At 42.4% G+C, this 22,967-nt stretch carries 24 protein-coding genes; 15 read left to right on the top strand and 9 right to left on the bottom strand.

Annotated elements, in window-relative coordinates; translation table 11 throughout:
* Positions 1–4 precede the first annotated feature (4 nt).
* The 3 genes from ACWQAU_RS06505 (at position 5) to ACWQAU_RS06495 (ending at position 1,402) form a co-directional block, all read left to right on the top strand.
* Positions 5–442 carry an NUDIX hydrolase gene (locus ACWQAU_RS06505; protein ID WP_022637915.1) on the top strand — a complete coding sequence of 146 codons (438 nt, stop codon included), beginning with the start codon at positions 5–7 and terminating at the stop codon, positions 440–442.
* A gap of 141 nt (positions 443–583) precedes the next feature.
* The gene (locus tag ACWQAU_RS06500) at positions 584–898 is read left to right on the top strand and encodes a DMT family transporter (RefSeq protein ID WP_003641143.1); all 315 of its coding nucleotides are present in this window, start codon (positions 584–586) and stop codon (positions 896–898) included.
* Positions 899–1,201: 303 nt separating this feature from the next.
* The gene (locus ACWQAU_RS06495) at positions 1,202–1,402 is read left to right on the top strand and encodes a hypothetical protein (protein WP_003641144.1); all 201 of its coding nucleotides are present in this window, start codon (positions 1,202–1,204) and stop codon (positions 1,400–1,402) included.
* Positions 1,403–1,718: 316 nt separating this feature from the next.
* Here ACWQAU_RS06495 and ACWQAU_RS06490 read toward each other — a convergent pair whose 3' ends face one another.
* From ACWQAU_RS06490 to ACWQAU_RS06470, 5 genes are all read right to left on the bottom strand, one after another.
* A complete protein-coding gene (locus ACWQAU_RS06490) occupies positions 1,719–2,396 on the bottom strand; it encodes a histidine phosphatase family protein (protein ID WP_022637916.1) in 678 nt (225 codons plus the stop codon).
* Positions 2,397–2,410: 14 nt separating this feature from the next.
* The gene (locus ACWQAU_RS06485; RefSeq protein ID WP_003641146.1) at positions 2,411–3,067 is read right to left on the bottom strand and encodes a histidine phosphatase family protein; all 657 of its coding nucleotides are present in this window, start codon (positions 3,065–3,067) and stop codon (positions 2,411–2,413) included.
* Positions 3,068–3,137: 70 nt separating this feature from the next.
* Complete coding sequence (locus ACWQAU_RS06480; protein ID WP_003641147.1) at positions 3,138–4,994, bottom strand: cation:proton antiporter family protein; 1,857 nt, start codon at positions 4,992–4,994, stop codon at positions 3,138–3,140.
* Positions 4,995–5,015: 21 nt separating this feature from the next.
* Entirely contained in the window at positions 5,016–5,969 is a 954-nt protein-coding gene (locus ACWQAU_RS06475) for a GrpB family protein (protein ID WP_022637917.1), read from the bottom strand.
* 133 nt (positions 5,970–6,102) lie between these two features.
* Complete coding sequence (locus ACWQAU_RS06470; RefSeq protein ID WP_003641149.1) at positions 6,103–6,777, bottom strand: DedA family protein; 675 nt, start codon at positions 6,775–6,777, stop codon at positions 6,103–6,105.
* Between the two features lie 204 nt (positions 6,778–6,981).
* Between ACWQAU_RS06470 and helD the strand changes: the two genes are divergently transcribed.
* From helD to ACWQAU_RS06420, 10 genes are all read left to right on the top strand, one after another.
* Positions 6,982–9,288, top strand: coding sequence for an RNA polymerase recycling motor HelD (helD, locus tag ACWQAU_RS06465; protein WP_003641150.1), 2,307 nt, complete (start codon positions 6,982–6,984; stop codon positions 9,286–9,288).
* A gap of 293 nt (positions 9,289–9,581) precedes the next feature.
* Positions 9,582–10,511, top strand: coding sequence for a nitronate monooxygenase (locus ACWQAU_RS06460; protein WP_003641151.1), 930 nt, complete (start codon positions 9,582–9,584; stop codon positions 10,509–10,511).
* 168 nt (positions 10,512–10,679) lie between these two features.
* A complete protein-coding gene (coaA, locus tag ACWQAU_RS06455) occupies positions 10,680–11,609 on the top strand; it encodes a type I pantothenate kinase (RefSeq protein WP_003641152.1) in 930 nt (309 codons plus the stop codon).
* A gap of 93 nt (positions 11,610–11,702) precedes the next feature.
* On the top strand, positions 11,703–13,259 hold the full coding sequence (guaA, locus tag ACWQAU_RS06450; RefSeq protein ID WP_003644035.1) for a glutamine-hydrolyzing GMP synthase: 1,557 nt from the start codon (positions 11,703–11,705) through the stop codon (positions 13,257–13,259).
* Between the two features lie 668 nt (positions 13,260–13,927).
* Positions 13,928–15,859, top strand: coding sequence for an AAA family ATPase (locus tag ACWQAU_RS06445; RefSeq protein ID WP_003641156.1), 1,932 nt, complete (start codon positions 13,928–13,930; stop codon positions 15,857–15,859).
* 23 nt (positions 15,860–15,882) lie between these two features.
* Positions 15,883–16,401 carry a hypothetical protein gene (locus ACWQAU_RS06440; RefSeq protein ID WP_003641157.1) on the top strand — a complete coding sequence of 173 codons (519 nt, stop codon included), beginning with the start codon at positions 15,883–15,885 and terminating at the stop codon, positions 16,399–16,401.
* Positions 16,402–16,877: 476 nt separating this feature from the next.
* Positions 16,878–17,111: a helix-turn-helix domain-containing protein gene (locus ACWQAU_RS06435; protein WP_022637921.1), complete on the top strand. Its 234-nt coding sequence runs from the start codon at positions 16,878–16,880 to the stop codon at positions 17,109–17,111.
* A gap of 73 nt (positions 17,112–17,184) precedes the next feature.
* Positions 17,185–17,442, top strand: coding sequence for a hypothetical protein (locus tag ACWQAU_RS06430; RefSeq protein ID WP_003641160.1), 258 nt, complete (start codon positions 17,185–17,187; stop codon positions 17,440–17,442).
* 23 nt (positions 17,443–17,465) lie between these two features.
* Positions 17,466–17,684 (top strand): hypothetical protein, encoded by a 219-nt coding sequence (locus ACWQAU_RS06425; protein ID WP_024002942.1) that lies wholly within the window; start codon positions 17,466–17,468, stop codon positions 17,682–17,684.
* A gap of 190 nt (positions 17,685–17,874) precedes the next feature.
* Positions 17,875–18,054 carry a hypothetical protein gene (locus ACWQAU_RS06420; RefSeq protein ID WP_003641162.1) on the top strand — a complete coding sequence of 60 codons (180 nt, stop codon included), beginning with the start codon at positions 17,875–17,877 and terminating at the stop codon, positions 18,052–18,054.
* A gap of 125 nt (positions 18,055–18,179) precedes the next feature.
* Here ACWQAU_RS06420 and ACWQAU_RS06415 read toward each other — a convergent pair whose 3' ends face one another.
* The 4 genes from ACWQAU_RS06415 to ACWQAU_RS06400 form a co-directional block, all read right to left on the bottom strand.
* Complete coding sequence (locus ACWQAU_RS06415; RefSeq protein WP_226662025.1) at positions 18,180–19,064, bottom strand: hypothetical protein; 885 nt, start codon at positions 19,062–19,064, stop codon at positions 18,180–18,182.
* A 123-nt stretch (positions 19,065–19,187) separates the two neighbouring features.
* Positions 19,188–19,604 carry a hypothetical protein gene (locus ACWQAU_RS06410; protein ID WP_226662023.1) on the bottom strand — a complete coding sequence of 139 codons (417 nt, stop codon included), beginning with the start codon at positions 19,602–19,604 and terminating at the stop codon, positions 19,188–19,190.
* 536 nt (positions 19,605–20,140) lie between these two features.
* Entirely contained in the window at positions 20,141–20,509 is a 369-nt protein-coding gene (locus ACWQAU_RS06405) for a membrane protein (protein ID WP_003641164.1), read from the bottom strand.
* 233 nt (positions 20,510–20,742) lie between these two features.
* Positions 20,743–21,111, bottom strand: a complete 369-nt coding sequence (locus tag ACWQAU_RS06400) for a helix-turn-helix domain-containing protein (protein ID WP_003641165.1) — start codon at positions 21,109–21,111, stop codon at positions 20,743–20,745.
* Positions 21,112–21,676: 565 nt separating this feature from the next.
* On the opposite strand from ACWQAU_RS06400, the gene ACWQAU_RS06395 reads away from it, so the two are divergent.
* Positions 21,677–22,360: a CPBP family intramembrane glutamic endopeptidase gene (locus tag ACWQAU_RS06395; protein ID WP_003641166.1), complete on the top strand. Its 684-nt coding sequence runs from the start codon at positions 21,677–21,679 to the stop codon at positions 22,358–22,360.
* Positions 22,361–22,579: 219 nt separating this feature from the next.
* Positions 22,580–22,924: a winged helix-turn-helix transcriptional regulator gene (locus ACWQAU_RS06390; protein ID WP_003641167.1), complete on the top strand. Its 345-nt coding sequence runs from the start codon at positions 22,580–22,582 to the stop codon at positions 22,922–22,924.
* The last annotated feature ends 43 nt before the right edge of the window (positions 22,925–22,967 follow it).

The raw sequence follows: 22,967 nt of genomic DNA, 5'->3' as shown, positions 1-22,967 counted from the left end.
AAAAATGGGTTACGTGCTTGATTTGCGGCGGCAAGTTGGTTACCAACCGCTAGTAGTGGCCGGTGCGGCTTTAATGGCCCAAAATTCGATTGGCAAAATTGTCTTGATTTATCGAACCGATAACCACTGTTGGGGCTTGCCAGCTGGATCGACTGAACCGGGAGAGACGGTCCAGCAAACGGCGCGACGGGAATTGAAAGAAGAGACTGGGCTGACGGTGGGTGAGTTAACGCTGATCGATGTCTATAGTGGGCCCAAGATGCACTATCAGTATCCTAACGGGGACATTATTGACAGTGTCACCACGTTATATCGCGCCAATACAACGGGTGGTGAATTGATTCAAGCCACCGATGAGACGAGTACTGCGGCTTTCTTTGCTTTAGATGCTTTGCCGACACCGTTGACCCCACTGACAAAGTGGATGCTTTGCGGTGAGTAAGCTTGACCATGCAGATGAGGTTTGCTATAGTGGACTGAAATATTAAGATGAATTGTCACCGGACAACGTTAACCCAACTTCCTTAGGTCATTGTGGAAGTTGGGTGGACGTTGTCCTTTTTATTTTGAGGAGGAATTGATAATGACGTGGATTTATTTAATTATTGCTGGATTATTTGAAGTGGTATGGGCTACGATGATGAAATTAAGTAATGGGTTCAGTCACTTTGGCTATGCTGCGGCCACAGTAGTTGGCATGGTCTTGAGTTTTGGCTTCTTAGCATTAGCAACCAAACACTTACCGTTGAGTATTGCATATCCAATTTGGACCGGTATCGGTGCGGTCGGTGCGATAATTGTTGGCCTGGTTTTCTTCAAAGATACAATTGCACCCATCACGTGGATCTTCATTGCAATGCTGGTCATTGGCATTATTGGTATCAAAGTCACGAGTTAGGATTGGGGGGGTTAGTGGGTTTGTGATTCATCAGTGAAGCCCCAACAGCTTTTCAATATTTTTATAAAAGAATGACCACAAGCATGAAAGCGGTGTTATAATAACTTTAGAAGTTAAATGAATATTTGGGTTATTCTTAGACTTCTTCCGACCTGAGATAGACGCACTGTTGCCAAGACTTTACAAAATTTTCTTGTTACACCCGGTCAACGCACTACCTCTCGGAGGGGTTTCTTAATTTCGTCAGTAATTCTGTGTATAGTCTTGGTTGAGTACAACAAATAGTGAAAGAAGTGACGTCTGATGATGATGTATCCGTATCTGAATTTAGGCCCCAGAGATGGCGTCTTGATAATTGCAGCTGCTATTATGTTAGCTTTAACGGTAGTTTTTAATTGGTCAGTCTGGGAACTTTTGTTTGCTGTTGTGGCAGTCGTAATTGCGTTCTTAGCAGGAAGCATGAAACCGTCTAAGAAGAACGTGCTTGCTTTTTTGAAAAAATAGTTTGAATTGGGGTAGCATACCTGAATTCTTCAAACACGTCTTTAACCAGCAAAGTTTAAGGACATCATTGATAAGATAGCCGAGTTGGTTCTCTGTCAATTGATGTTGCGAATAGTGCTACGGGTGCTTAGTCAAACAATGGCAAGCACCTTTTTCAATTCGAATTGTTCAATAGCCCATGATTAAAATACAAATAAAGATATCTGTCGCCAGTAATCACGTATTTAGTTAATTACCAACAACAGTTATTTCAGAGCCAATATAAAAACGCTCGCGACCAGTCAGTGGTTGCGAGCGTTTTGTTTGATGAGCAAAATTATAAGTGTTGATTGACTTTCACGTCAGCTAAGTCTTGCGCATAATCGACGACGCGAATTTGATCGCCATTGATGTCGATGCGAGTGACGCTCCCGTTTTTGGGGCCGTTCGTGATGTCGATTTCAGGAGCAAAATGTGCGACCATACTGCGGATTGTCGTGCCGTGGGTAACCACGAGGACTTTTTGATGGTGATCGTGGTGAGCTTTCAAGTAGTCAAAGCCCTGGTTGATCCGTTCCCAGTACATCGAGTTGTCTTCAGCTTCATGCCAAGGGTCGATTTCACGCATCAGGTCGCGAGTCTGATCGATAGGCACGTGTTCAAGAAGTTCGTGCATGCTGGTGACCCCGTATTGGCGGCCAACTAGTGACCAGGTCCGACTTGAATCGTCACCTTCGAAATAACCATAGAAAACTTCACGAAAGTTCATCAGTGTTTTAAAGGGCTGGGCGGTAGCACCCGCCGCTTGTCGAATGAGCTGAGCGGTGTCGATTGCCCGCTTAGAATCACTGCTGTAGTAGTAGTCAAAAGCCGTGTTCGCTAGTGCTTGACCGACCTTGGTTGCGGTGGCTTGTCCGTATTCAGTTAACGGCGAGTCAGACCAGCCTTGCATGCGATTATATAAGTTGAAAAAAGTCTGTCCGTGTCGAACAAAGGAAATTGAAAATTGAGCCATGTGTTTCTCCTTATTTAGTCGAGATGGTCTTTGCGGCCAAAGTAGTCTAACGTCACATCGTTGTCGCTAATTGTGAATTTCGTGACGCTCCCATTTTGGGGCCGTGCTGGTGAGGTCAGTGCGGCAAAACGAGCAGCAATACTGTAAATCGTATTGCCGTGGCTGACGACCAAAACTTTGTCCCCGTCGTGATGGTGAGCACGTAACGTATCGAGACCGCCATTGACCCGTTGCCAGAATTCGGCGTTATTTTCGGCGCGATGGAACGGGTCAGCTTCTTTACAGAAATCTTTGGCTTTTTCGATGCCGTATTGTTCAATAATTGCGGACAAACTAGGTGCTTGATGGGGCGCACCAACCATGAACCAGGTCTGCGACGTGTCATCACCTTCAAAATAGCCATAAAAGGCTTCACGGAAGGCGGCCATTGGTTGAACCGTCAAATCGGTATTGCCACTGGCAGGAAGAATTAATTCTGCGGTGCGCATTGCCCGCGTCATGTCACTGGCGTAAACGGCATCGAAATCAATACCGTTGAGCATTTTACCTGCATTGCGAGCGTCCTGTTCGCCGACAGCTGTGAGGGGGGAATCACACCAGCCCTGCATTCGGCGGTACTTGTTAAAGTAAGTTTGACCATGACGAATCATGTAAACGGAAAAAGTTGCCATTATTTACTCCTCTACTTGGTGTTCAAAACTAAGCCATAATGTGTTTAGTTTACCATAAAATGCACTGCGATTAATTAGCAGTTGCTAAGGCTTGTCGAATCTGAGCGGCCGTTTGCTTATTCCCGGTAAAGATTAAGCGGTCACCGTACATAATCGTCGTATTTCCATTGGGCGCGATCAGTTTCCGATTACGGATGACTTGACTAATGGTAATATCCTGAGCAAACTGTAAGTTCTTAATTTGAACATCAGTATAGAGATGGTTGAGGACCCGGACTTCGTAGATGCTGTTTTCAGTATCATTGAGCAATAGCAAGGTTGACGGTGATTCAATTAAGGCGCGCAGTAAAGTAATGTTGGCCTCTGGTGTATTGTAGACTTCGACGCCTAGCTCTCGGAGTTCATCTTCATGTTCGTTGAGCACATTGCGGTCTTCAAACCGAACGATGATCCGCCGTACACCGTATGCTTTGGCGGCTTTAGCAAGCTCGTAGTTACGTTCGGCATCAATATGGCCGAGTACCAAAATATCCGTGTCAAAGACGCCGTGATCCTGTAAGTCCTGGGCTGTGAAGTTTTCCATTAAGGTCACTGGCACTTGCGCGTGGTAGGTTTGATAATTCTCAGGATGATTCGTGTACATTGACACGTCGTACCAGCCTTTTCGTAGCTGTTGTGCAACGGGTACGGTGCTTAAGTTAGCGCCGATAAAGTGGACCGCTGTTTTGACCAGGTCTTCTTTTTCAGCTGAATAAAACTTGTTAAAAATCAGGGGTGAGATGACACAAGTGAGTAGCGCTGCGAGTAAGAAAGCGCCGGACTGGTCACTAGTAATTGTCTTCATTGACTTGGCAACTCGAAGAACGGCTAATACCATTGTCATTGTCGTTGCAGTCAGCGCGGTACCGGCTAAAGCATTGGCTTGCTTGAACCGTAACTTTAGGACCCAGTAGCCGCCAATCTTGGCAACCATGTATGCTAAGAAAAATAGTGGAATTAATAGTAAGGTTTTGCCACTTGTTAATAAGGTCCGTAAGTTCAAATCGACGCCAGTCGTAATGAAGAAAATCGGGATGAAGAAGCCGTAACCAATAGCATCCAAGCGTTCGCGGGTCGTTTCACTAGGGTTCAAGAGTTTCAAGACGATTCCGGCCACAAAAGCGCCCAGGATGTTTTCAGCACCGACGGATTCGGCCACCGTGACCATCGTTACAATCAAGAAGAAGGCTAACCGAATATCTAGTTGTGTCGTCGATTTGTTAATATTTTGATAGAAGCGGAAGAATGGTTTGAACCGTAAGAGTAATAGTGCGGCAACGGCTAAAATGAGTAATAGTAACCAGAGACTTTGTGAGTTACTGCCGTAGACGGATGCATAGAGCGTCAGTCCCATCATCGGTACAAGTTCACCAAAGACCGAGATGAGCAGAATCGTTTGTCCGAAAGCCTTACTAAGCAATTCCTGTTCTTTTAAAGCTGCAATTACAATACCAAGTGAAATCGTGCCAAATAAAATCGCGGCAAGCCAGAAATCACTGAAGAGGCCGCTGACTTTAAAAGCAGCGGCGAGTAACAGCGATAGAACAATAATTGTGCTGTAGGCGTACACCGAAAGTCGAACTGGCGAATATTTCGGTGTGTTGACCGCGTTTTTTTGTTCTAAAGGTGTTAATGCCGTGCGCCGCTTCTTAAATAGGCTAAAGTCAATTTCAAGTCCACTTAAGAACAGCAGGACGATGACGCCAATCGTTGAGAGTTGTGAGATAAGGTCAGAGGTGTTCACAAAGTTAAACACGCTGGGGCCAATTACGATACCGACAATGATTTCCATGACGGCCGTTGGCAAACTGTTGATTTTGAATTTAGCCATGATAAGCGGAATTAATAATGCGGCTAATAAAATAATGACTAAGGAAACTTGATCCATGAATAAATACCTCGATTCGTTTTAGTACACACGGAGCTGATCATCATCAAAGCCCCAGAAAGCTTCGCTAGCATGTGCATCGGTGAAAACTTTCAGGATTTGGTCGACACCAGGGGCTAATTTGTCAGGCGTCAGTTGGCTCAATGGTTGCCAACTAATGGCCCCCTCGTATGAACCGGCTAGCAAATCACCGTGATAGTGACTAGTGGTGTATAAGGTGCCAAGTGACACGTCGCCGTCCGCATTTTCGACCCACGTTACGGTGCCGACTAATTTCAATTGATCGACGTGCAAGCCGGTTTCTTCTAATACTTCACGCTTCATCGCGGTTACTTGTGATTCACCGCGATCAACATGGCCGCCGGGAAAAGTTAACCCCGACCACTGCGCGTCAATCTTATTTTCAACCAGGACATCGCCGGTCGCTGGATTGGTGATGAGGCACATGTTGACGAGTTCTGCACGGACGGTCCGGTCGTGGTGTTCATGCTGATCCTTAGTGGCTAACCAGTCTTGGGCCTTGTCATTGATGCTTGCCATGAATGCTGCTTTCGTTTGTAGGTAGGCTGCGAGATCGGCTTGCCCATTGCGCACACCTTTTTCGCGAATGGCAGTATACTTGCGGCCGTCTGTCCGGTGTGCATTGAGATAATCCCGGAAAGTGAGCAATTGCTGATAATGCTGTTCATCAGTTGTAATGATCACGTGGATGTCGTTAGCAGCTAATTGCGTTGCGTAAGTATGCGTTGTTCCAGCGACCGGTCGTGCGTGTAACGTAGCTACGGCAGCCGCCTGATCTTTAACAAGCAACGCCAAGTCAATTGTTGGACGCGCTAATAATTGGGGCATGGCCGTACTACCCACGTGACTACTTTTTAATAGATTCGCCTGTAATTGCTGGCGTAACAAGGTTTGATACTCGATTGCTTGCTTTTGCCAGTCAGATTGATAGGCAGTTAATTGAATTGGTTGCATAGAATCCCTCCACTCGAATAAGTCATTGAAAGGATACACTTTTTGAGTGGTTTTGAAAAGGAAAGACGTGCCTTTCAAAGCGAGAAGCAATAAAAAAAACACGATTGCAGATCAACCGTGTTGTGTGTGGCGCTTATTTGAGATTGAGTGTTGTCCGTTGTCGCCAGGTCTTAATCAGCGCAACCACTGTGGCTGGAATGAGCGCGGCGGCCATAATTCCTAGAAAACAGAGCGAGAGGTGGTTCTGTACGAAGCTGATCGAGCCAAAGAAGTAACCAAGTGAACAGCCGACACTGACCCAGATACCAACGCCAACTAAGTTCCAGATAGCGAAGGTCGGTTGCGGCATTTTAGCGGCCCCGGCACTCAGCGGGACAAAGGTCCGCACGAGTGGAACAAAGCGGCCAAACATGACAGCTTTCGCGCCATACTTAGCAAAAAATTGTTGTGCGCGTTGTTGCTTGGATTGGGGGAGGTGGCGTTGCAACCACGGTAAGCGAATCAGGTGGCGGCCAATTTCGAAATTGACAGTGTCGCCAATTACAGCAGCCACAAAGAATACTGGCACCAGAATCTGAATACTGAGGGCGTCGCTGTGAGTTGCAGCCATCGTGCTGGCGAGAAAGATCAATGATTCGCCGGGAAGAAATGGGAAAACGACCATGCCCGTTTCAAGAAAGATAACGGCGAATAATAAGATGTAAGACCAACTACCAAGCGTGGTTAATAGTGGGACGATACTTTGTTCTAAATGGGTTAAAATGGTTATTAAATTGACCAACGGCGCCACCTCCAATTTAAGTTGCATTTATTATAAGCGTCTGCGGGTTGAAAAACAGATGTAACCGATTACATTTCTTTCAGTTTAACACAATCGTAACTTTGATAGACCAATGTTCAAACAAATTTGCATAAAAAATCAAAAACTGGCGGCTGCCATGGGTTATTAATTGAGTCGGGCCGCCGATAGTGATAAAATTATTGTTCGATATTTAGGAATGGAGGGCGTTCAATGGCTAAGTCAATTAAAGCTGCAGAACAGGAACACTTAGATCATGTGGTTGCGAAAATTAAGGTGGCTGAAGAACAACAAAGCCAAACCATTACGCGCTCGGAAAAAGATCAGGCCGATATTAAACGTGACTTGCTGAATAACATCAATATTAAAACGGATAGTTACGAAGGCATGATGGAGACCGGATTATCCGTGCGGCAGCAACAACAGATGATGGATGAGCGGCAGAATAGTTGGAAGCACGCGACTAAGCAATTATCGACGTTAAAAAAGTTGGAAAAGAATGCTTATTTTGCGCGGATCGATTTTCATGAGACTGGTGAGCCTAAGCCTGAGACGATTTATATCGGACTCAGTTCATTTTCTGACACGCCGGATCACTTTTTGATCTACGACTGGCGAGCGCCTATTTCCAGTATTTATTATGACGGTGGGTTAGGGCACGTGACGTACCAGACTCCGGATGGTGAGCAGACCGTTAATGTGAAGTTGAAGCGGCAGTTGATGGTTGAGAATGGCCAGATCGTGACAGTCTACGATACTGATGAAGCCGTTGGTGACTCGATGCTACTAGAAGTGTTGGATGAAAAGTCCGATGTGAAGATGAAGAGTATCGTGACGACGATTCAAAAGGAACAAAATACCATTATTCGGGATACGAGTTCTGACCTCCTGTTTGTGCAGGGGGCGGCCGGTTCCGGGAAGACCTCGTCCGTTTTACAACGGGTCGCATACTTGTTGTATCGTTACCGGGGTAATTTGACGGCCGGACAAGTCATCTTGTTCTCACCAAATCAACTCTTTAATGATTATATTAACCAAGTATTGCCCGAACTGGGTGAACAAAACATGGTTCAGATGACCTATTTCCAATACGCATCGTACCGGTTACCACACATGCAAGTTGAAACTTTACAGCAGCGGTTTGAAACTGAAAATACACCGCAGATGGCAAAGATTACGAAGTTGGAAGGTAGCCTCGCATTCTTCAACGCGGTTACCACGTATGGCCGACATTTGGAACAAGCGGACATGCGTTTCCGTAACATTACGTTGAACGATGAAGTGATTATTTCCCGGGAAAAGATTAAATCGATTTACTACTCTTTCAACGAAAACTACCACTTAGCGAACCGGTTATCAGCAACTAAGGAAGAATTAATCAAGATTTTGAATCGCAAGGTTGAATCGGAGATGCGTTCCAAGTGGGTCGAAGAAGCGGTTCAAGACTTATCACGCGAAGAGATCAATCAATTATATGGCAATCAGCCGCGGGAATTTAAGAATGGCGATAAAGAGTTTAAATTCTTAGCACGTAAAATTGTGATGCAACGCTTAGGAAAAGCCCGGACGCAAATCGTGCGTAACCGTTTCTTGAGCATCAACATGCAGTACGCGCATTTCTTACGCGAAGTACCGAAGATCATCAAGTTGGCTGATCACGGTATCTCAGCTGCTGACTGGGATGCTACGGTTGAACGGAAACTAGCCGAGATTAAGGAACGTCATATCTCGTTAACAACGGTCTCAGCTTACATGTACCTGCATGACCTAATGACCGGAAAGCACGGGCAGCGTGACATCCGGTTTGTCTTCTTGGATGAAATTCAAGATTACAATGCCTTTCAGTTAGCTTTCTTGAAGTTTAGCTTCCCCCAAGCTCGCTTCACAATGCTCGGTGACTTGAACCAGGCGATTTTTACCAAGGAAAACAGCCATTCGCTGATCAATGAATTGGCCACGTTATTTGACCCTGAAAAGACGCGGGTCGTGCAATTGACTAAATCGTACCGGTCAACGCAACAGATTACTGATTTCACCAAGGAAATTTTAGTCAATGGTGAAGCCGTCACGGCTTTTGATCGTCAGGGCGACTTGCCAAATGTTGTTGTGACGCCTAACTTTGAAGCGGGGGTTGATCAAGTCGTTGATCAGCTAGCGATGAACGATTCTGAACGTGATACGACGGCAATTATCGGGAAATCCTTAGCAGAATGCGAGGCGCTCACGAAGGCCCTGAAAGCTCGTGGTGAGCAGGTTACGTTGATTCAAACTGAAAATCAACGCTTGGCTCCCGGTGTCATTGTAGTCCCGTCTTTCTTAGCAAAAGGGTTGGAGTTTGACGCGGTCATCGTGTGGAACGCTAATCAGGAAAATTACCAACGTGAAGATGAACGGCAACTATTATATACAATCTGTTCACGGGCCATGCACGAGTTAACGTTAGTCGCGGTGGGTAGCTTGTCACCGTTACTAGCGCGGGTGAACCACGCCTTGTATACATTAAATGAAGCAAAAGTTTAAGTCAGTTTAAGACAGTGAGTACCGCTCCATTCACCTGGAGTGGTATTTTTTTAGTTTTACTTGTGAAGGAAATCTTAAGGTGTGTCAGGATGATCAGTGGTGGAACAGTTGGGGAAGTGTGTCGGAATAGCTGAGAAAACGCTATCATAGCGATGGAATAAGCGTTAAAATTAACTCATCAAGTGCAGTAGTCGGTGAGAGACAATGGCCTTAATACTGACTAGGCACACAATATCGTGAAAATACTAACAACTAGTTAGAACGGTTGTTAGTGACCTGAGGAGGAAACGACGATGTCAATCACTGAAATGTTAGGTATTCAATATCCCATTTTTTCTGGTGCCATGATGCGAATTGCGACCCATGAATTAGTCGGGGCGGTTTCGGAAGCCGGGGGACTCGGTGTTTTAGGTTCAGCGGGGTTATCTGCCGAACAGTTGCGAGCAGAGATCCAAGCAACCCGCAAGCTGACGGATAAGCCGTTTGGTGTCAATTTAATGTTACAGATGAAGAACTGTCCAGAACTGGCCCAAGTCATCATTGATGAGGGGGTCAAGGTCGTGACGACTGGTGCGGGTAACCCGACTTCATATATTCCGCCGCTACACGCGGCCGGTATTAAAGTGATTCCAGTGATTGCTTCGGTCCACCATGCCCATAAGATGGTGGCGGCCGGTGCGGATGCGGTGGTTGCTGAAGGTCAAGAATCAGGCGGACATATCGGTCAAACGTCAACGATGGCATTATTACCTCAAGTCGTGGACGCTGTTGATATTCCGGTGATTGGTGCTGGTGGTGTCGGTGATGGCCGCTCGATTGCGGCGATGTTTGCGCTGGGCGCCCAGGGTGTGCAGTGTGGCACGATCTTTTTGACAGCTGAGGAGTGCCCGGTTCCAGCTAGTTATAAGCAACGGGTATTGGCTGCCAGTGACACGGATACAATCGTGACTGGCCGCAGCCAGCGCGATCCGGTACGGGCGCTAGTTAACCCGATGTTGGCGCAATACTTGCAATTGGAGCAAACTAACGCGCCGGTAGCAGAATTACACGCGTTAGCGGACGGTTCATTTGCGAAAGCCGTTGAAGATGGCGATATGGAACATGGTACGCCCATGGCTGGCGAAGTGGCGGGGATGATGACGACAATTCGGCCAGTCAAGGAAATTATTACGACGTTATTTGGTCAGGCTCGTGAGGTCGCGGCACAACTGAAAATCGAATAAGATACAGTAGCATAGCTCGGTACTAGGTCAGCGTTAACTAGTATCGAGCTATTAATGGTTATTGGCTATCAATTAGGAATCCGGTTAATTTGAATTTTAATCAGCGTTTGATAAGGGTTTCATGTTATAATCAACCCATTAATTTAGTAATGGTGGCAGACAGAAATCATGGAAGATCAGATGAACTATTATCGCTTCTCACGTGAACAGTGGAAGCAATTTTATCGTAACAATCAGCATCAAGTACCATTGACCGCAGCCAATTTGCACGAAATTGAGGCGTTTAATGACCGGATTAGTCTCGACGATGTCCGTGATATTTATATGCCGTTTGCGCATTTGTTGCAGGCCAAGTATGAACACTACTTGTCATGGCGGGAAACGGAGTCCGTTTTTTTACACCGCCAGAACCGCCAATCACCCTTTATTATTGGAGTGTCTGGAAGTGTGGCAGTTGGCAAGACCACCACAGCACGGTTATTAGAGATTCTATTTAAATATTTATATCCAGACCGGCGGACGCAATTGATTACGACGGATGGTTTCTTATACCCGAATGCCGAGCTCAAAAAGATGCAATTGATGGAACGTAAAGGGTTTCCGGAAAGCTATGATATGACGCGGCTGATCCAATTCTTGAACGATGTGAAGAGCGGAAAGCCGTTAGCGAAGGCCCCGGTATACTCTCATCAGACTTATGATATTGTGCCAAACCGCTTTGACGTGATCACGCATCCTGACATTTTGATTATTGAAGGGATTAACGTGTTGCAATTGCCAAGCAATCAGGCGATCTACATTAGTGATTTTACGGACTTCTCAGTGTATGTGGATGCGGATGCCGATTTAATTGAAGATTGGTACTTAGAACGCTTCAAGGCCCTGATGAAAACGGCTTTCCAGGATCCGACGAATTATTTCTATCCTTGGGCGATCGGTGATCCGAAGGACGCGATGGCGATGGCCGAGCGTGTTTGGGAAGAGGTTAACTTGAAAAACTTGAATGATTATATCTTGCCAACCCGTAATCGTGCGGATTTAATTTTGCACAAAGTTGCGCATCATGTGATTGATGCCGTGTATTTCCGCAAATATTAGCACCTAAGAAATTTCTCATACTGGTTGACCGAACGTTTAGAAATCAGTATGATAGACCTATTGAGCATTAATTAATCCAAAGGAGTGAACAACTTGGCAAAAACGGATACCGCGTCTTTCGATTCCATTTTGGTATTGGATTTCGGTAGTCAGTATAATCAATTGATTACCCGGCGCATTCGTGATTTCGGCGTTTATTCGGAACTACTTCCGAACACGATCACCGCTGAAGAAATCAAGGCCCGTCACCCGAAAGGTATTATCTTTTCTGGTGGCCCCAACAGTGTTTACGATGATGGCGCCTTTCGGGTTGACCCGGAGATTTTCAAGTTGGGCTTACCAATCTTGGGGATTTGTTACGGCATGCAACTGATGACCTACACGCTTGCGGGCGGGAAGGTCGAATCAGCTGATAACCGTGAATACGGCAAGGCGAACATTGACGTGACGAGTGACTCGGCGACCCTATTTAAGGACACGCCAGCTGAACAGTCAGTGTGGATGAGTCATGGTGACTTGGTTACTCAAGCACCTGATGGTTTTGACGTGGTGGCCACTTCTAAGAACTGCCCGATTGCGGCAATTCAAGATGTTGACCGGAAGTTATATGGGATTCAATTCCATGCTGAAGTTCGGAATACGGACTACGGTAATGATATTCTACGGCACTTTGCATTTGACGTTTGCCAAGCTGAAGCTAACTGGTCAATGGATGATTTCATTGATATGCAGATTGAAAAGATCCGCGCTGAAGTTGGCGACAAAAAGGTCTTACTGGGACTTTCCGGTGGGGTTGATTCCAGTGTCGTCGGTGTGTTATTGCACAAGGCCATTGGCACGCAATTAACAAGTATTTTCGTTGACCATGGTTTGTTACGGAAGGGCGAAGCTGATCAAGTTATGGCGAGCCTAGAAGGTAAGTTCGGCTTGAACATCATCAAAGTTGATGCTAAGGACCGCTTCTTAAGCAAGTTGGCTGGTGTCAGTGATCCTGAACGGAAACGTAAGATTATTGGTAACGAATTTATCCAAGTGTTTGATGAAGAAGCCACGAAGTTAAACGGGATGGAATTCCTCGCACAGGGGACCCTCTACACCGATGTGATTGAAAGTGGGACTTCAACGGCCCAAACAATCAAGTCACATCATAATGTTGGTGGTTTGCCAGAAGACATGCAGTTCAAGTTGATTGAACCGCTACGGACGTTATTTAAGGACGAAGCACGGGAACTCGGTGAAAAGCTAGGGATGCCGTCTGACCTTGTTTGGCGTCAACCATTCCCCGGCCCTGGTCTCGGAATTCGGGTTATTGGTGAGATTACGGAAGATAAGTTAGAAATCGTGCGCGATAGTGACTTTATCTTACGTGATGAAATCAAAAAAGCCGGCTTGGACCGTGAAATCTGGCAATACTTCACCGTATTACCAGGCATCAAGTCAGTCGGTGTCATGGGTGACGGCCGGACCTACGATTACACCGTTGGTATTCGGGCCGTGACATCAATCGACGGTATGACCGCCGACTTTGCACGTATTCCATGGGATGTCTTACAAAAGATCTCAGTGCGGATCGTCAATGAAGTCGATCACGTTAACCGCATCGTGTACGATGTTACGAGTAAGCCACCTTCGACAATTGAATGGGAATAGAAAATCATATAAAAATGAAATCGTAATATTGATTTAACAGTATTTGTGAGCTTATAAAATGGATGAATTGGTGGCGAATCTGAAAGATTTCCTATCAACAGTCTCACTAAGAATCGTGGAGGTCTTTAGTCACTTAGGAGTGATTAAGGATTTGCACGATTCTTTTTTTATTGGATTCTTGTTTGTTCACAAAACATTGCGGATAATGTAAGTAAGTAGAGATGTATCATATAGAGTGTGGAAGAACTGTTATGGCAATTACAGAAGTTTAAGACTAAATCTAATTGATAATTGATGAACCAAATCACAAAGAGTTTGTTAGCACTTTTGAAGAGTGAATCAAAGAGAACCCAGAAAATAATTTCTAAGTTATGAAAGTGGTAATGATTTTTACAAAGAATTGAATGAAGCTTATTAAAAAACAAACTTTTATTTAAGCGTACTAATTCAGATTTAATGCAGGCGTAATATCGATGGTGTAATAGGATTATGAATGGTTTGTTTTCAGAAGTTAGTGCAATCAAGGTTAAATTCTGAGTGATAATTTTATTTTTTATCATTAGTAGGACATTTTTTGACATTTGTGACTAGTGATATTGCAGTGCACGATACAAAGGTGATAGTGTAGTTAGTATAGAATAGTGAGTGAAAAGGAGTGAGGAGGGGTCATGAGTAATTATCTAGTGGGTCCTGATAAGAAAAATCTGTTTGGTCGGCGGTCAACGTGGGATTTTGATCAGGCAATTGAAGCGTCCAGTGATGGAGATGTCATTGAGATTGAGGCGGGATTTGATCCGTTCAACGGTCAAAATAACCAATCTATAGTTATTACTAAAAGTATTACAATTCAGGGTCACGTTGAAAATAGAGAGAATGAACATATCTATACCAATACAATCGATGGTATTGTAGTGAAGGATGGAGCTACAGTAACGTTGCAAAATATTTGTATTCAGAAAAATACTGATAAGAGTAATGCAATTACTGTGCGTATGGGTTCAACTGTAATTGCTGAAGATGTTTACTTAATTAACAAATCAACGACTGGAACAAACTATCCAATTGTGTATATTAGTGGAAATTCACATGTACAATTAAAGAATGTAACAGTCGGAGCTAGCAAAATTTCAGATGGAAAGCATCGTATTTACGTCGAGAATTCTGAGCTGACTATTCGTAATTCATGGATTTGTGCAAAGGTGTATTTGAAGCATGCTCAATTTTTATGTCATAAAAGTCAACTAGAATACACGGACGGTTGTGTGCTTAACGGAAATGAACAAAGTACTATCCAATTAATATCGTCAACTTTAACGGGTGGAAAAATTCTGTCTAAAGAAGTGTATCCATGCGTTCATATATGTGATTCCAAATTAACCTGTCAAGATTGTTCTATTAATCAGCCCAAGTTTGACATGGCTCTATTGGTGTTAAACAGTCAAATGACACTTAAAGGTGGTCAAGTGGATTCAGTTAGTTTAGATCACACCACGGCTAATATTAACGAAACACTGATTCGGGAAAGCTTTGCAATCGAAAATGGAACACAAGTCACTGGAAATCGCTTTTTTATTCTAGGGCGTGACAACGGCAAAGTAAATTTGTATATTGCGGGCCGCTCTAATATTCAGGTCTGCCATATTATTTTTGGACAAATCTCAAATCCAAATTTGAAACTTGAACGGAATGTAGATATCGGTAAGACAGCATTAGATTACTACCAATATAATTTAAACAATGGGACGTTTGTGGTGGATCAAACAAATCATTACATTTCCGCGGACAAGCAGGGTCAAGTGAGTTATTTTGGTAAAAAGCCTGCGTTGGATCGTCTCAATGAAATGATAGGGATTAGTGGAGTTAAATCGGAGATTAATGAATTTATTGCTATAGCCCAAATGAATAAGCAGCGTAAGGAGCAAGGGATAAGTAGTGATGCCATGACACTACATTCACTATTCCTAGGTAATCCGGGGACAGGAAAAACAACCGTTGCACGTATTTTAGGTGAAATTTTATTTGACAAAGGAATCATTAACGATCAGAAATTTGTCGAGGTTTCACGTTCGGACATTGTAGGACGTTATATTGGCGAAACTGCGATAAAAACTCGTAAAGTTCTAGAGTCTGCTCTTGGCGGAGTCCTATTTATTGATGAGGCATATACGCTAGCTAACGGGGATGAGAAAGACTTTGGACGGGAAGCCATCGATGAGATTTTAAAATTCATAGAGGATCATCGTGCGGATGTTGTTGTTATTTTCGCTGGGTATACCGATCGTATGGAAAAGTTCTTAAAAATGAATGAGGGACTGCGAAGCCGGATTCCTAATCACTTTATGTTTGAAGATTATACACCCCAGGAATTAATTGAAATTGGCTGGAATGACTTAAAGGCTAAAAATTATATTGTGGATAAAACTGCATACACGGACTTAGTTATGCATAATTTTAATGTTTCTCACGATCATAGTAATGGCCGCTGGGTTCGTAATCTTAATGAAAGGTTAATCAGGAAATTTGCTGTTCGTGTCGCCGGCCAGCAAGGAGAAGACCTTTCTGCAATTAAGCAGCAGGATATTGATGCTGCAATGTTATAGTGACAACAGAGGAGTAGTGAAGAATGACAGAAAAGAAACAGTATGTTCGGCCGCCCAAGCCAGTAAAGATAAAGCCTACGGTATCTAGGAAAAAACTTAGCCATAAATTAGACGCATATAATTATTTACATCCCGATTATTGGAAGCGAAAGTTAGCTCACTTATTACTAGTAATACCAGTTGTGTGGACCATTTATGGTATGATTCTACTGGCCATCTTTTATCCAGGTATGCAATCAGGAATTGGAGTTACTGTTAGCTTATTAGGAGTAACGATGAGTGTATTGCATATTGTTCTGACGGCAATAAGTGCTTATTTCTATCCATTTAGTTTGTACTGGTATCGTGAAAGTTTGATAGGACGCATTTTAAATGGCATGTGGTACTTTGGTGGCTTCTGGGCTGTTATTGGAAAAATTATTGTCACACTGATTGGTGGCATTTTGATTGCAGGTCTTTTGGCACCGATTGCTGGACCAATAACATTACGTCGTTGCCGACGAAAAAATATAATCATTGGTGACGCAAAAGATTTTGAATAGAATATTATTAATAATAAGTAAGTGGATCTAGAACCTGTTGCAGTGCTATGATCCCTTTATGGTTGTCAGATGAAATAATATAATTCATCTGACAACCATGGAGGGATTTTTTATATGCCAAGGTCTAGACATACACCGGCCGAAAAATTGGCTTTAATTACTGATTTTCAGAGCTCTGGCCTTTCTATTAGCGCATTTAGCAAGCAACATGAATTGAGTTGTTATTCCATTAGATAATGGGATGTTATGCTATCAACGTGACGGTATTGATGGACTAGCAGAGGCCACTAAGAATCAGCACTACAGTCAGACTTTCAAGCAGAAGATCATTCGAGCATATTTGAATGGCGAGGGAACAATTCAAGGATTAACTAATAAATATGGATTACGTTCAACTTCACAGCTAAGAAACTGGCCAATCAAGTATAATAGGGACAAACTGTGACGGCTTCACCGTCTAGAAAGCAGGTCCTAAAATGAGCCGTAAAACGACTTTTAATGAGCGAGTAACGATTTTGGAATGGATTAATAAAGGTAATCATTCATACAGTGAGGCCGCCGAACATTTCAACGTTTCTTATCAGCAAGCCCGTTATTGGGCCTTAAAGGACCAAGCTAAAGGTTTTGAAGTTTTGGTCGATAACCGAGGACATCGTAAACCCGAATCAGAATTAACCGATTTGGACAAAGCCAATCTGTGGATTAGATAATTAGAATCACAAAGCAAGGATCAGCAGTTATTAGAGGCTTTCATAAAAAAATATCAGGAACTTTAGCGCAAGGGTGAATTCACAACGTCGACTGGCTTACCACGCAATCAAGGAAGTTAGTCAAAATAATCACGGTACGGTCACTAAGTTATTATCAATACTCAAAGTTAGCCGCCAGGCATATTATAAGGGGCTCCATCGTGACGTAACGACTTGGGAAATTCGAGATAACTTCTTAACTGAACGGGTTCAATACTGGTATAACCAACATCATCAAAGTATTGGCAGCTATCTAATCTCAGAAAAGACCCGACCGTTACCGAACAGGTGACGTTAAAGCAAGTTAAGCGAATTATGATCAAGCTTGGAATTCGTTGCCAGGTTCGTCAGAAAAAGCATTCACGGATCAAACAACAGGAGCAATACTTACAAGATAATGTTTTAAATCAGCATTTTAGCGTTAACCAACCAAATCAGGTCTGGTTGGCCGATTCAACTGAATTAATTTATGGTGTTAATGGTCAGTATAAAGTACGCTTGAGTGGCTACTGGGTCTTTGCGGTCGGCATCTAATTGCCCATAAACTAAGTGAAACTGAAACTACGAATGCGGAAGTTCAGGTTTTTCAACGGGCCTTTAATTTTGCGGGTGACGTCCACCCTGTAGTGCATACTGACCGAGGTTCGGCATACATATCAGGAGTATTCAATAATTTTTGGCGCAACATGAGGTACTCGTAGCATGTCACGACCAGGAACGCCATATGATAACGCACCAATGGAACGATTTCAAATTACGTTGGATGGACCGACATGCCAAACCAGCTACCTATAAAGAATTAGTGGCCTTGGTTGAAGAAGGCAGCAACTACTTTAATCAGCTAGACCGTTCATCAGCAAGAAACGACCTCACCCCAGCGGAATACTGGAATGAGGCCGTTTAAGTAGAGCAAAACTTATATTATTTCAAATGACAACTTGACAGATACTCGTACAGTAGGAACTCCAATGAAAGAGGTTTTCGTCTTGGTGTTTTTATTTTGTAAAAATACTAGTGGCTAACTTGATTTTAAAACTCACCATCAATGTTCCGTCTCATTTCAATGAATTTTTTATATCTAGGATATTGAATGTGATGAAAATCTAGCTCAGGCATAATATTGATTAGGGAACTGTCGTGAAAATGCGTGTTATTCAATAGCCATTCTATCTTTCTGTAACATTCAGCAACTACTTCATCATTACTACATTCCATAAAAATCACTGAAGTGACAAAAATATCGTCAATATTATCTTCAGTTTTTTTCAAATTAAAGAAATAACGCTTTAATGAATTAGCAAGATCATCTAGATTGAGTTTTTTGGGATTTTCAATATAGCTGAGGTAAATATTTGCCCAGGTGATTCCAGTTTCGTTTCCTATTGAGGATTCTAAAGTATCAAACGTAACCTGTTTGAAGGTCTCAGGTTCCTTCATAAACTTCTGTATTGTCTTAATGGGAGGTTTCAAGAGTGCTTTAGAAACTTCTGTATAGTCAGAGTTCCAAGTACTTATTTCAAAAAAGTTTCCAATCAATCTTTTTACTAGAGAACGTAGCACGTCAAATTCAGATACGTTTTGAGAAATGTTAAAAAATGGAGTCAGCGGCCACCGGAATATTGGCTGAAATAAAAATCTGCCGTGTGCAATCGCATTTCTAAGTTTAATTACTGATTCAACGAAATACATATCATTTTCTGAATCTATACCATTTTTTGATAGTAAATATTTTATTTTTGTGCTAAAGTTAGGGCTCTTTGCGCCTAGAGCTGTTGATACAATCTTATAATTATCGTTAACATAGTTATCAAGTTCGTCATTCCTTGTTAGCATAAGTGAAGCATATTCTTTCAAACTTGACTTTATTTTGCTTTCCGCAATTTTCTTTAATTCATCTTCGCGGCTGTTACTCAATAGTTCTAAAATTTGAAAGAGTCCAAGTAAAGCTTCATCACGATATAAATTGCTTTCTAAATCCTCATTCTCTAGGTTGAGATTTTTGCGCCATCGGTCGAGTAGAGAAATAGAAAGGTTTTTCTACTTTGAATCATTGATTTTAAATAATACTTTTTCTAAATCTTTTGAATAGTCATTCATTTCGGTTTGAAAAATAGTTTTTGGGGGATTGTCGATACCATTTTTAACCACGAAAGAGGATCCTGATTCAGTAATGTCATAAATAGTGATGGGACATTCAAGAAATAGAGAAATTATCCCTTGAATGACAAGTAACCATGGTCTCATTAGTCTTGAAGTTTCTACTTGTGAATAAATTGGGTCTATATTCAATTCACCACGAACTGCAATTACAGTGCTTTTATCACGACTAATTGATTCAACTGTTATACCATTGAAGCTAAAATATATTTTGATATTACTTAAATCGTAAGTATTACTGTCGACAGAGTGAACTGTAAAAAAGTGAGTTTTCAAAATGTTTTCATCTTCTCTCAAGTTTTAGTAAGCATACATTTTTCTTGCTTTTATACATACATCATATCAATAAAAATTTCATTTAAAATTTTTTCAAGCATTGTCAGAATTTATGATAGTTGAAGGATTGATTCAGCTTAAACGCTGGCTGACAAGTGTACTTATCGGCATTTATCGCAAGTATGTCAAATCAGAATTAAATAGCATATCGAATCCATCCGGTAAGGATAGTTATTCTATATTCATCAGTTAACGTTCCACGGGCGTTTCTAAGAGCAGTAGCGATAAACCCGGTGATAGTAGTCGCTATGAACTTTGAAGTGTTAACAAATTGTTGGTAACTTTGTTAGCCAACGGGCATTCGAATGTCAGTATTGAGAAATGTGTGCATAGCACTGAGTAAATTTGGTTTGCTTTGCAATTGCAAAAGACTTGTCAGAATTCGTTAATTGTAACGGCCTTTTATAAATGGTTTGCACAATTGGAACGTACGTTCTTTTTGGGCCTGAATAAAAGCCCAGTTAAGGGCTGATATTACTAACTGATTGCAGATTAGACTATGCTTGTGGTTGACTAAAATGCTTTAATGAAGCTAAATATAAAGATCCACCAATAATTGCGAGAATTCCGCCAATCCAACCCAAGAATGGAATAAGCGCGATTGCGCCGCCGACAATTAGTAAAACGCCTGATGCAGTACCGACACGCTTATCACCTTTATAATAAATTAATGCAATAATTCCTAATGCTAAAATAGCAATTTTCAAAATGTTTAGGAAAGCGGCCGCACCTGATGTATTAGATACTGATCCAGTGGCAGCATCGCTAACAATACCACCAGCAATAAACCAGCCCCCGAATAATAAAATAATGCCGCCGACTAGCCCTACAATCCCGTTAGTAAGTGCTAAATTTTTTGACTTCATGTTGAAGCTCCTCCCTTTATTAACAGCTTTTCGTGTCGATCAGTTTATTGGACATAAGTTGTTGAAGCCTACCCAAACCATTAATCCCCGTATTGATAGGCTTATTTTTCGTATAAATAAACAAAGGTGACCAATATTCTAGCCGATAAATAAGCTTTCCATAAGCGTGCCCGAAGTAACTTGGTTCGAACATTAAGATACTTCATCGTAAGGGGCGTTAGTCGCGTTTAGCCCTATTCCCAGAAGATGACGGCCATTGCTACTCGTACTTGTTGGCGTTCTTCTTCCGTAAGTGCTTCGCCTCCGTATGTCATCGAATCCACATGAGCTGTGAGAAAGTCTTTTAAGTCAGTGGTATCTTTTCTAGCAATCCATTTAGATGCGCTATCTTCACCCAGCAGGTAGTCGGTTGTCACATCATATAGATCTGCAATCTGTTTAAGCATGTTCAAATCTGGCTCATTCGTGCCATATTCATAGTTAGCATATCGCTGCATACTGCTCAACCCTAATTTCCTGGCCACCTCAGTTTTTGACCAGTTCCGACTGTCACGAAGGTTAATTAGTCTTCGAATGAAGTTGTTTTGTGTTTTTGCTGGCATGTTATAGTCTCCCAATGAACGTATTGTATAATATTTAAACGTAAAATTTATATTTTTAAATAAAAAATTTAAGAAATAACTTATTTAAATAAACTATTTAATATAAAACATGATTTATCGATATAAATTAATCGCTTGTTAATTATAATGCATTCAGGTTGTTGGAACAAAATAGATTAGTATCAAGTGTTATCTAGATGATGGTTTTATTCCTAGGATGCTACTAGATTTAGATACGATTTTTCTCACTTTAATATATACGGAGATAATGATTTGAGAATTAGTATGATTTGGAATATCGGCAGAGTTCTCCAAACAGATAAATAATTAAAAATAGGTGGTTAGACTTAAAACGATCACTGTTTTCCGATGATTATGGTTTCTTAAGATAGACTGGTCAAATAGTGCAATCATAATTTCACTCTGAAGAGGTGATTGTTCACAATCAAATGGTCTTCATTATGGTATTATGACAAGGACACTAGTGGATGTTTAGTCAGCTTGGCGGACTAATCCCAAAACGAGCTGAAAAGCTGATGCAAACACATAAGGAGGTTGGAAAATTTTGAAGTCGAATCGTTCTATTGTCACCTGGCTCCTCAATATCGTTAAACTAATTGGTCTATTCGCACTATATCAACTCGCTATGATTCCTACGATGATGCCAGCAATTCGACACGGGTTCTCGGCCACGGCAACACTAATTGCCGGAGTGGCAAGTTTAGTCTTGCTCGGATTACTCATTTGGTGGCTGGTAACGATTTATCGTCGTCAAGCGCCAATCGTGACCAGTTTATCACGACCGACACGTCCGGTGTTAACGATAGTGGGCCTATTTATCCTGGTTGAGTTAGGTAACGTGTTGGCGGGACTTATCGTGAAACAAACCCCTGAAAACCAAGTGATTTTGGATAAGGTATTTACTACTAGTCCAGTCATTAATGTTGTCATGATGGCAGTACTGGCACCGATTGTCGAAGAACTGATTTTTCGTGGGCTGATGTATCGTTGGTTATTTCCGCGGGTCACAAATTGGGTGAGTTTCACGGTTGCATTAGTTTTTGCGAGTTTAGTATTTGCCCTTGCCCATACGTTATCATTTAGCCCTGCGCTACTAGCCTACTTACCGATCGCCGTCGTGCTGACTTTTACGTACGTGTGGTTCAACGATATTCGCTATAGTGTCGCCTTGCACATTATCAATAATTCATTAGCCATGGTTGGCATGTTGACTTTGCTTTCACGTTAACACAGGTTATCCTACCGACATAGCGGTTGACATTCGCGTATTAGTTGCGTGATGTGTAATGATTAAAACAGGCAACGTCCAAATTTTGGGCGCTGCCTGTTTTATTAATAGCGGTGTGGTTGATGTAGTGGTAATCATTGTTTGGTCACTTAATAATATTAAACAGTTCAGTTATACCAAGAATATTATTATGATACAATTTTCGATGGAGGTGGCGAGATGCGTACAATTACACCAATTGAGAACAGTCGGCGACATGAAGAATTTTGTCCATTGGATACAACTTTGAGTATCTTGTCGGGTAAATGGAAATCAATTATTATCTGTCGATTAATGGGGAGTTCGCAGCGCTTTTCGTCCTTATTAAAAGGCATGCCGGGCTGTACCAGTCGAATGTTGGCGATGCAACTAAAGGAATTAGTTGCGGATCAGATTGTGAGTCAACAAACGGTCGCTAATCATTCAGTTTATGAGTTAACGAACATTGGAATATCACTAGTTCCAATCGTTAAAGCAATGGATCGATGGGGGGAGGCTTACCTTGAAACGTTACAGTTGGCGTAGTCGATTGGTCAACGCTTAGACTAAGTATAGGACGTCATTATTA

The organism is Lactiplantibacillus sp. 3062 (assembly GCF_055413545.1).
Note: the sequence above shows the minus strand (reverse complement) of the source record. Positions and strands in the feature narration are given on the sequence as shown.

What these genes read in the sequence shown, in the direction of transcription:
- ACWQAU_RS06505 (WP_022637915.1), top strand. Translation starts at nt 5, where the DNA reads ATGGGTTACGTGCTTGATTTGCGGCGGCAAGTTGGTTACCAACCGCTA.
- ACWQAU_RS06500 (WP_003641143.1), top strand. Translation starts at nt 584, where the DNA reads ATGACGTGGATTTATTTAATTATTGCTGGATTATTTGAAGTGGTATGG.
- ACWQAU_RS06495 (WP_003641144.1), top strand. Translation starts at nt 1,202, where the DNA reads ATGATGATGTATCCGTATCTGAATTTAGGCCCCAGAGATGGCGTCTTG.
- ACWQAU_RS06490 (WP_022637916.1), bottom strand. Translation starts at nt 2,396, where the DNA reads ATGGCTCAATTTTCAATTTCCTTTGTTCGACACGGACAGACTTTTTTC.
- ACWQAU_RS06485 (WP_003641146.1), bottom strand. Translation starts at nt 3,067, where the DNA reads ATGGCAACTTTTTCCGTTTACATGATTCGTCATGGTCAAACTTACTTT.
- ACWQAU_RS06480 (WP_003641147.1), bottom strand. Translation starts at nt 4,994, where the DNA reads ATGGATCAAGTTTCCTTAGTCATTATTTTATTAGCCGCATTATTAATT.
- ACWQAU_RS06475 (WP_022637917.1), bottom strand. Translation starts at nt 5,969, where the DNA reads ATGCAACCAATTCAATTAACTGCCTATCAATCTGACTGGCAAAAGCAA.
- ACWQAU_RS06470 (WP_003641149.1), bottom strand. Translation starts at nt 6,777, where the DNA reads ATGCAACTTAAATTGGAGGTGGCGCCGTTGGTCAATTTAATAACCATT.
- helD (WP_003641150.1), top strand. Translation starts at nt 6,982, where the DNA reads ATGGCTAAGTCAATTAAAGCTGCAGAACAGGAACACTTAGATCATGTG.
- ACWQAU_RS06460 (WP_003641151.1), top strand. Translation starts at nt 9,582, where the DNA reads ATGTCAATCACTGAAATGTTAGGTATTCAATATCCCATTTTTTCTGGT.
- coaA (WP_003641152.1), top strand. Translation starts at nt 10,680, where the DNA reads ATGGAAGATCAGATGAACTATTATCGCTTCTCACGTGAACAGTGGAAG.
- ACWQAU_RS06445 (WP_003641156.1), top strand. Translation starts at nt 13,928, where the DNA reads ATGAGTAATTATCTAGTGGGTCCTGATAAGAAAAATCTGTTTGGTCGG.
- ACWQAU_RS06440 (WP_003641157.1), top strand. Translation starts at nt 15,883, where the DNA reads ATGACAGAAAAGAAACAGTATGTTCGGCCGCCCAAGCCAGTAAAGATA.
- ACWQAU_RS06435 (WP_022637921.1), top strand. Translation starts at nt 16,878, where the DNA reads ATGAGCCGTAAAACGACTTTTAATGAGCGAGTAACGATTTTGGAATGG.
- ACWQAU_RS06425 (WP_024002942.1), top strand. Translation starts at nt 17,466, where the DNA reads ATGATCAAGCTTGGAATTCGTTGCCAGGTTCGTCAGAAAAAGCATTCA.
- ACWQAU_RS06420 (WP_003641162.1), top strand. Translation starts at nt 17,875, where the DNA reads ATGATAACGCACCAATGGAACGATTTCAAATTACGTTGGATGGACCGA.
- ACWQAU_RS06405 (WP_003641164.1), bottom strand. Translation starts at nt 20,509, where the DNA reads ATGAAGTCAAAAAATTTAGCACTTACTAACGGGATTGTAGGGCTAGTC.
- ACWQAU_RS06400 (WP_003641165.1), bottom strand. Translation starts at nt 21,111, where the DNA reads ATGCCAGCAAAAACACAAAACAACTTCATTCGAAGACTAATTAACCTT.
- ACWQAU_RS06390 (WP_003641167.1), top strand. Translation starts at nt 22,580, where the DNA reads ATGCGTACAATTACACCAATTGAGAACAGTCGGCGACATGAAGAATTT.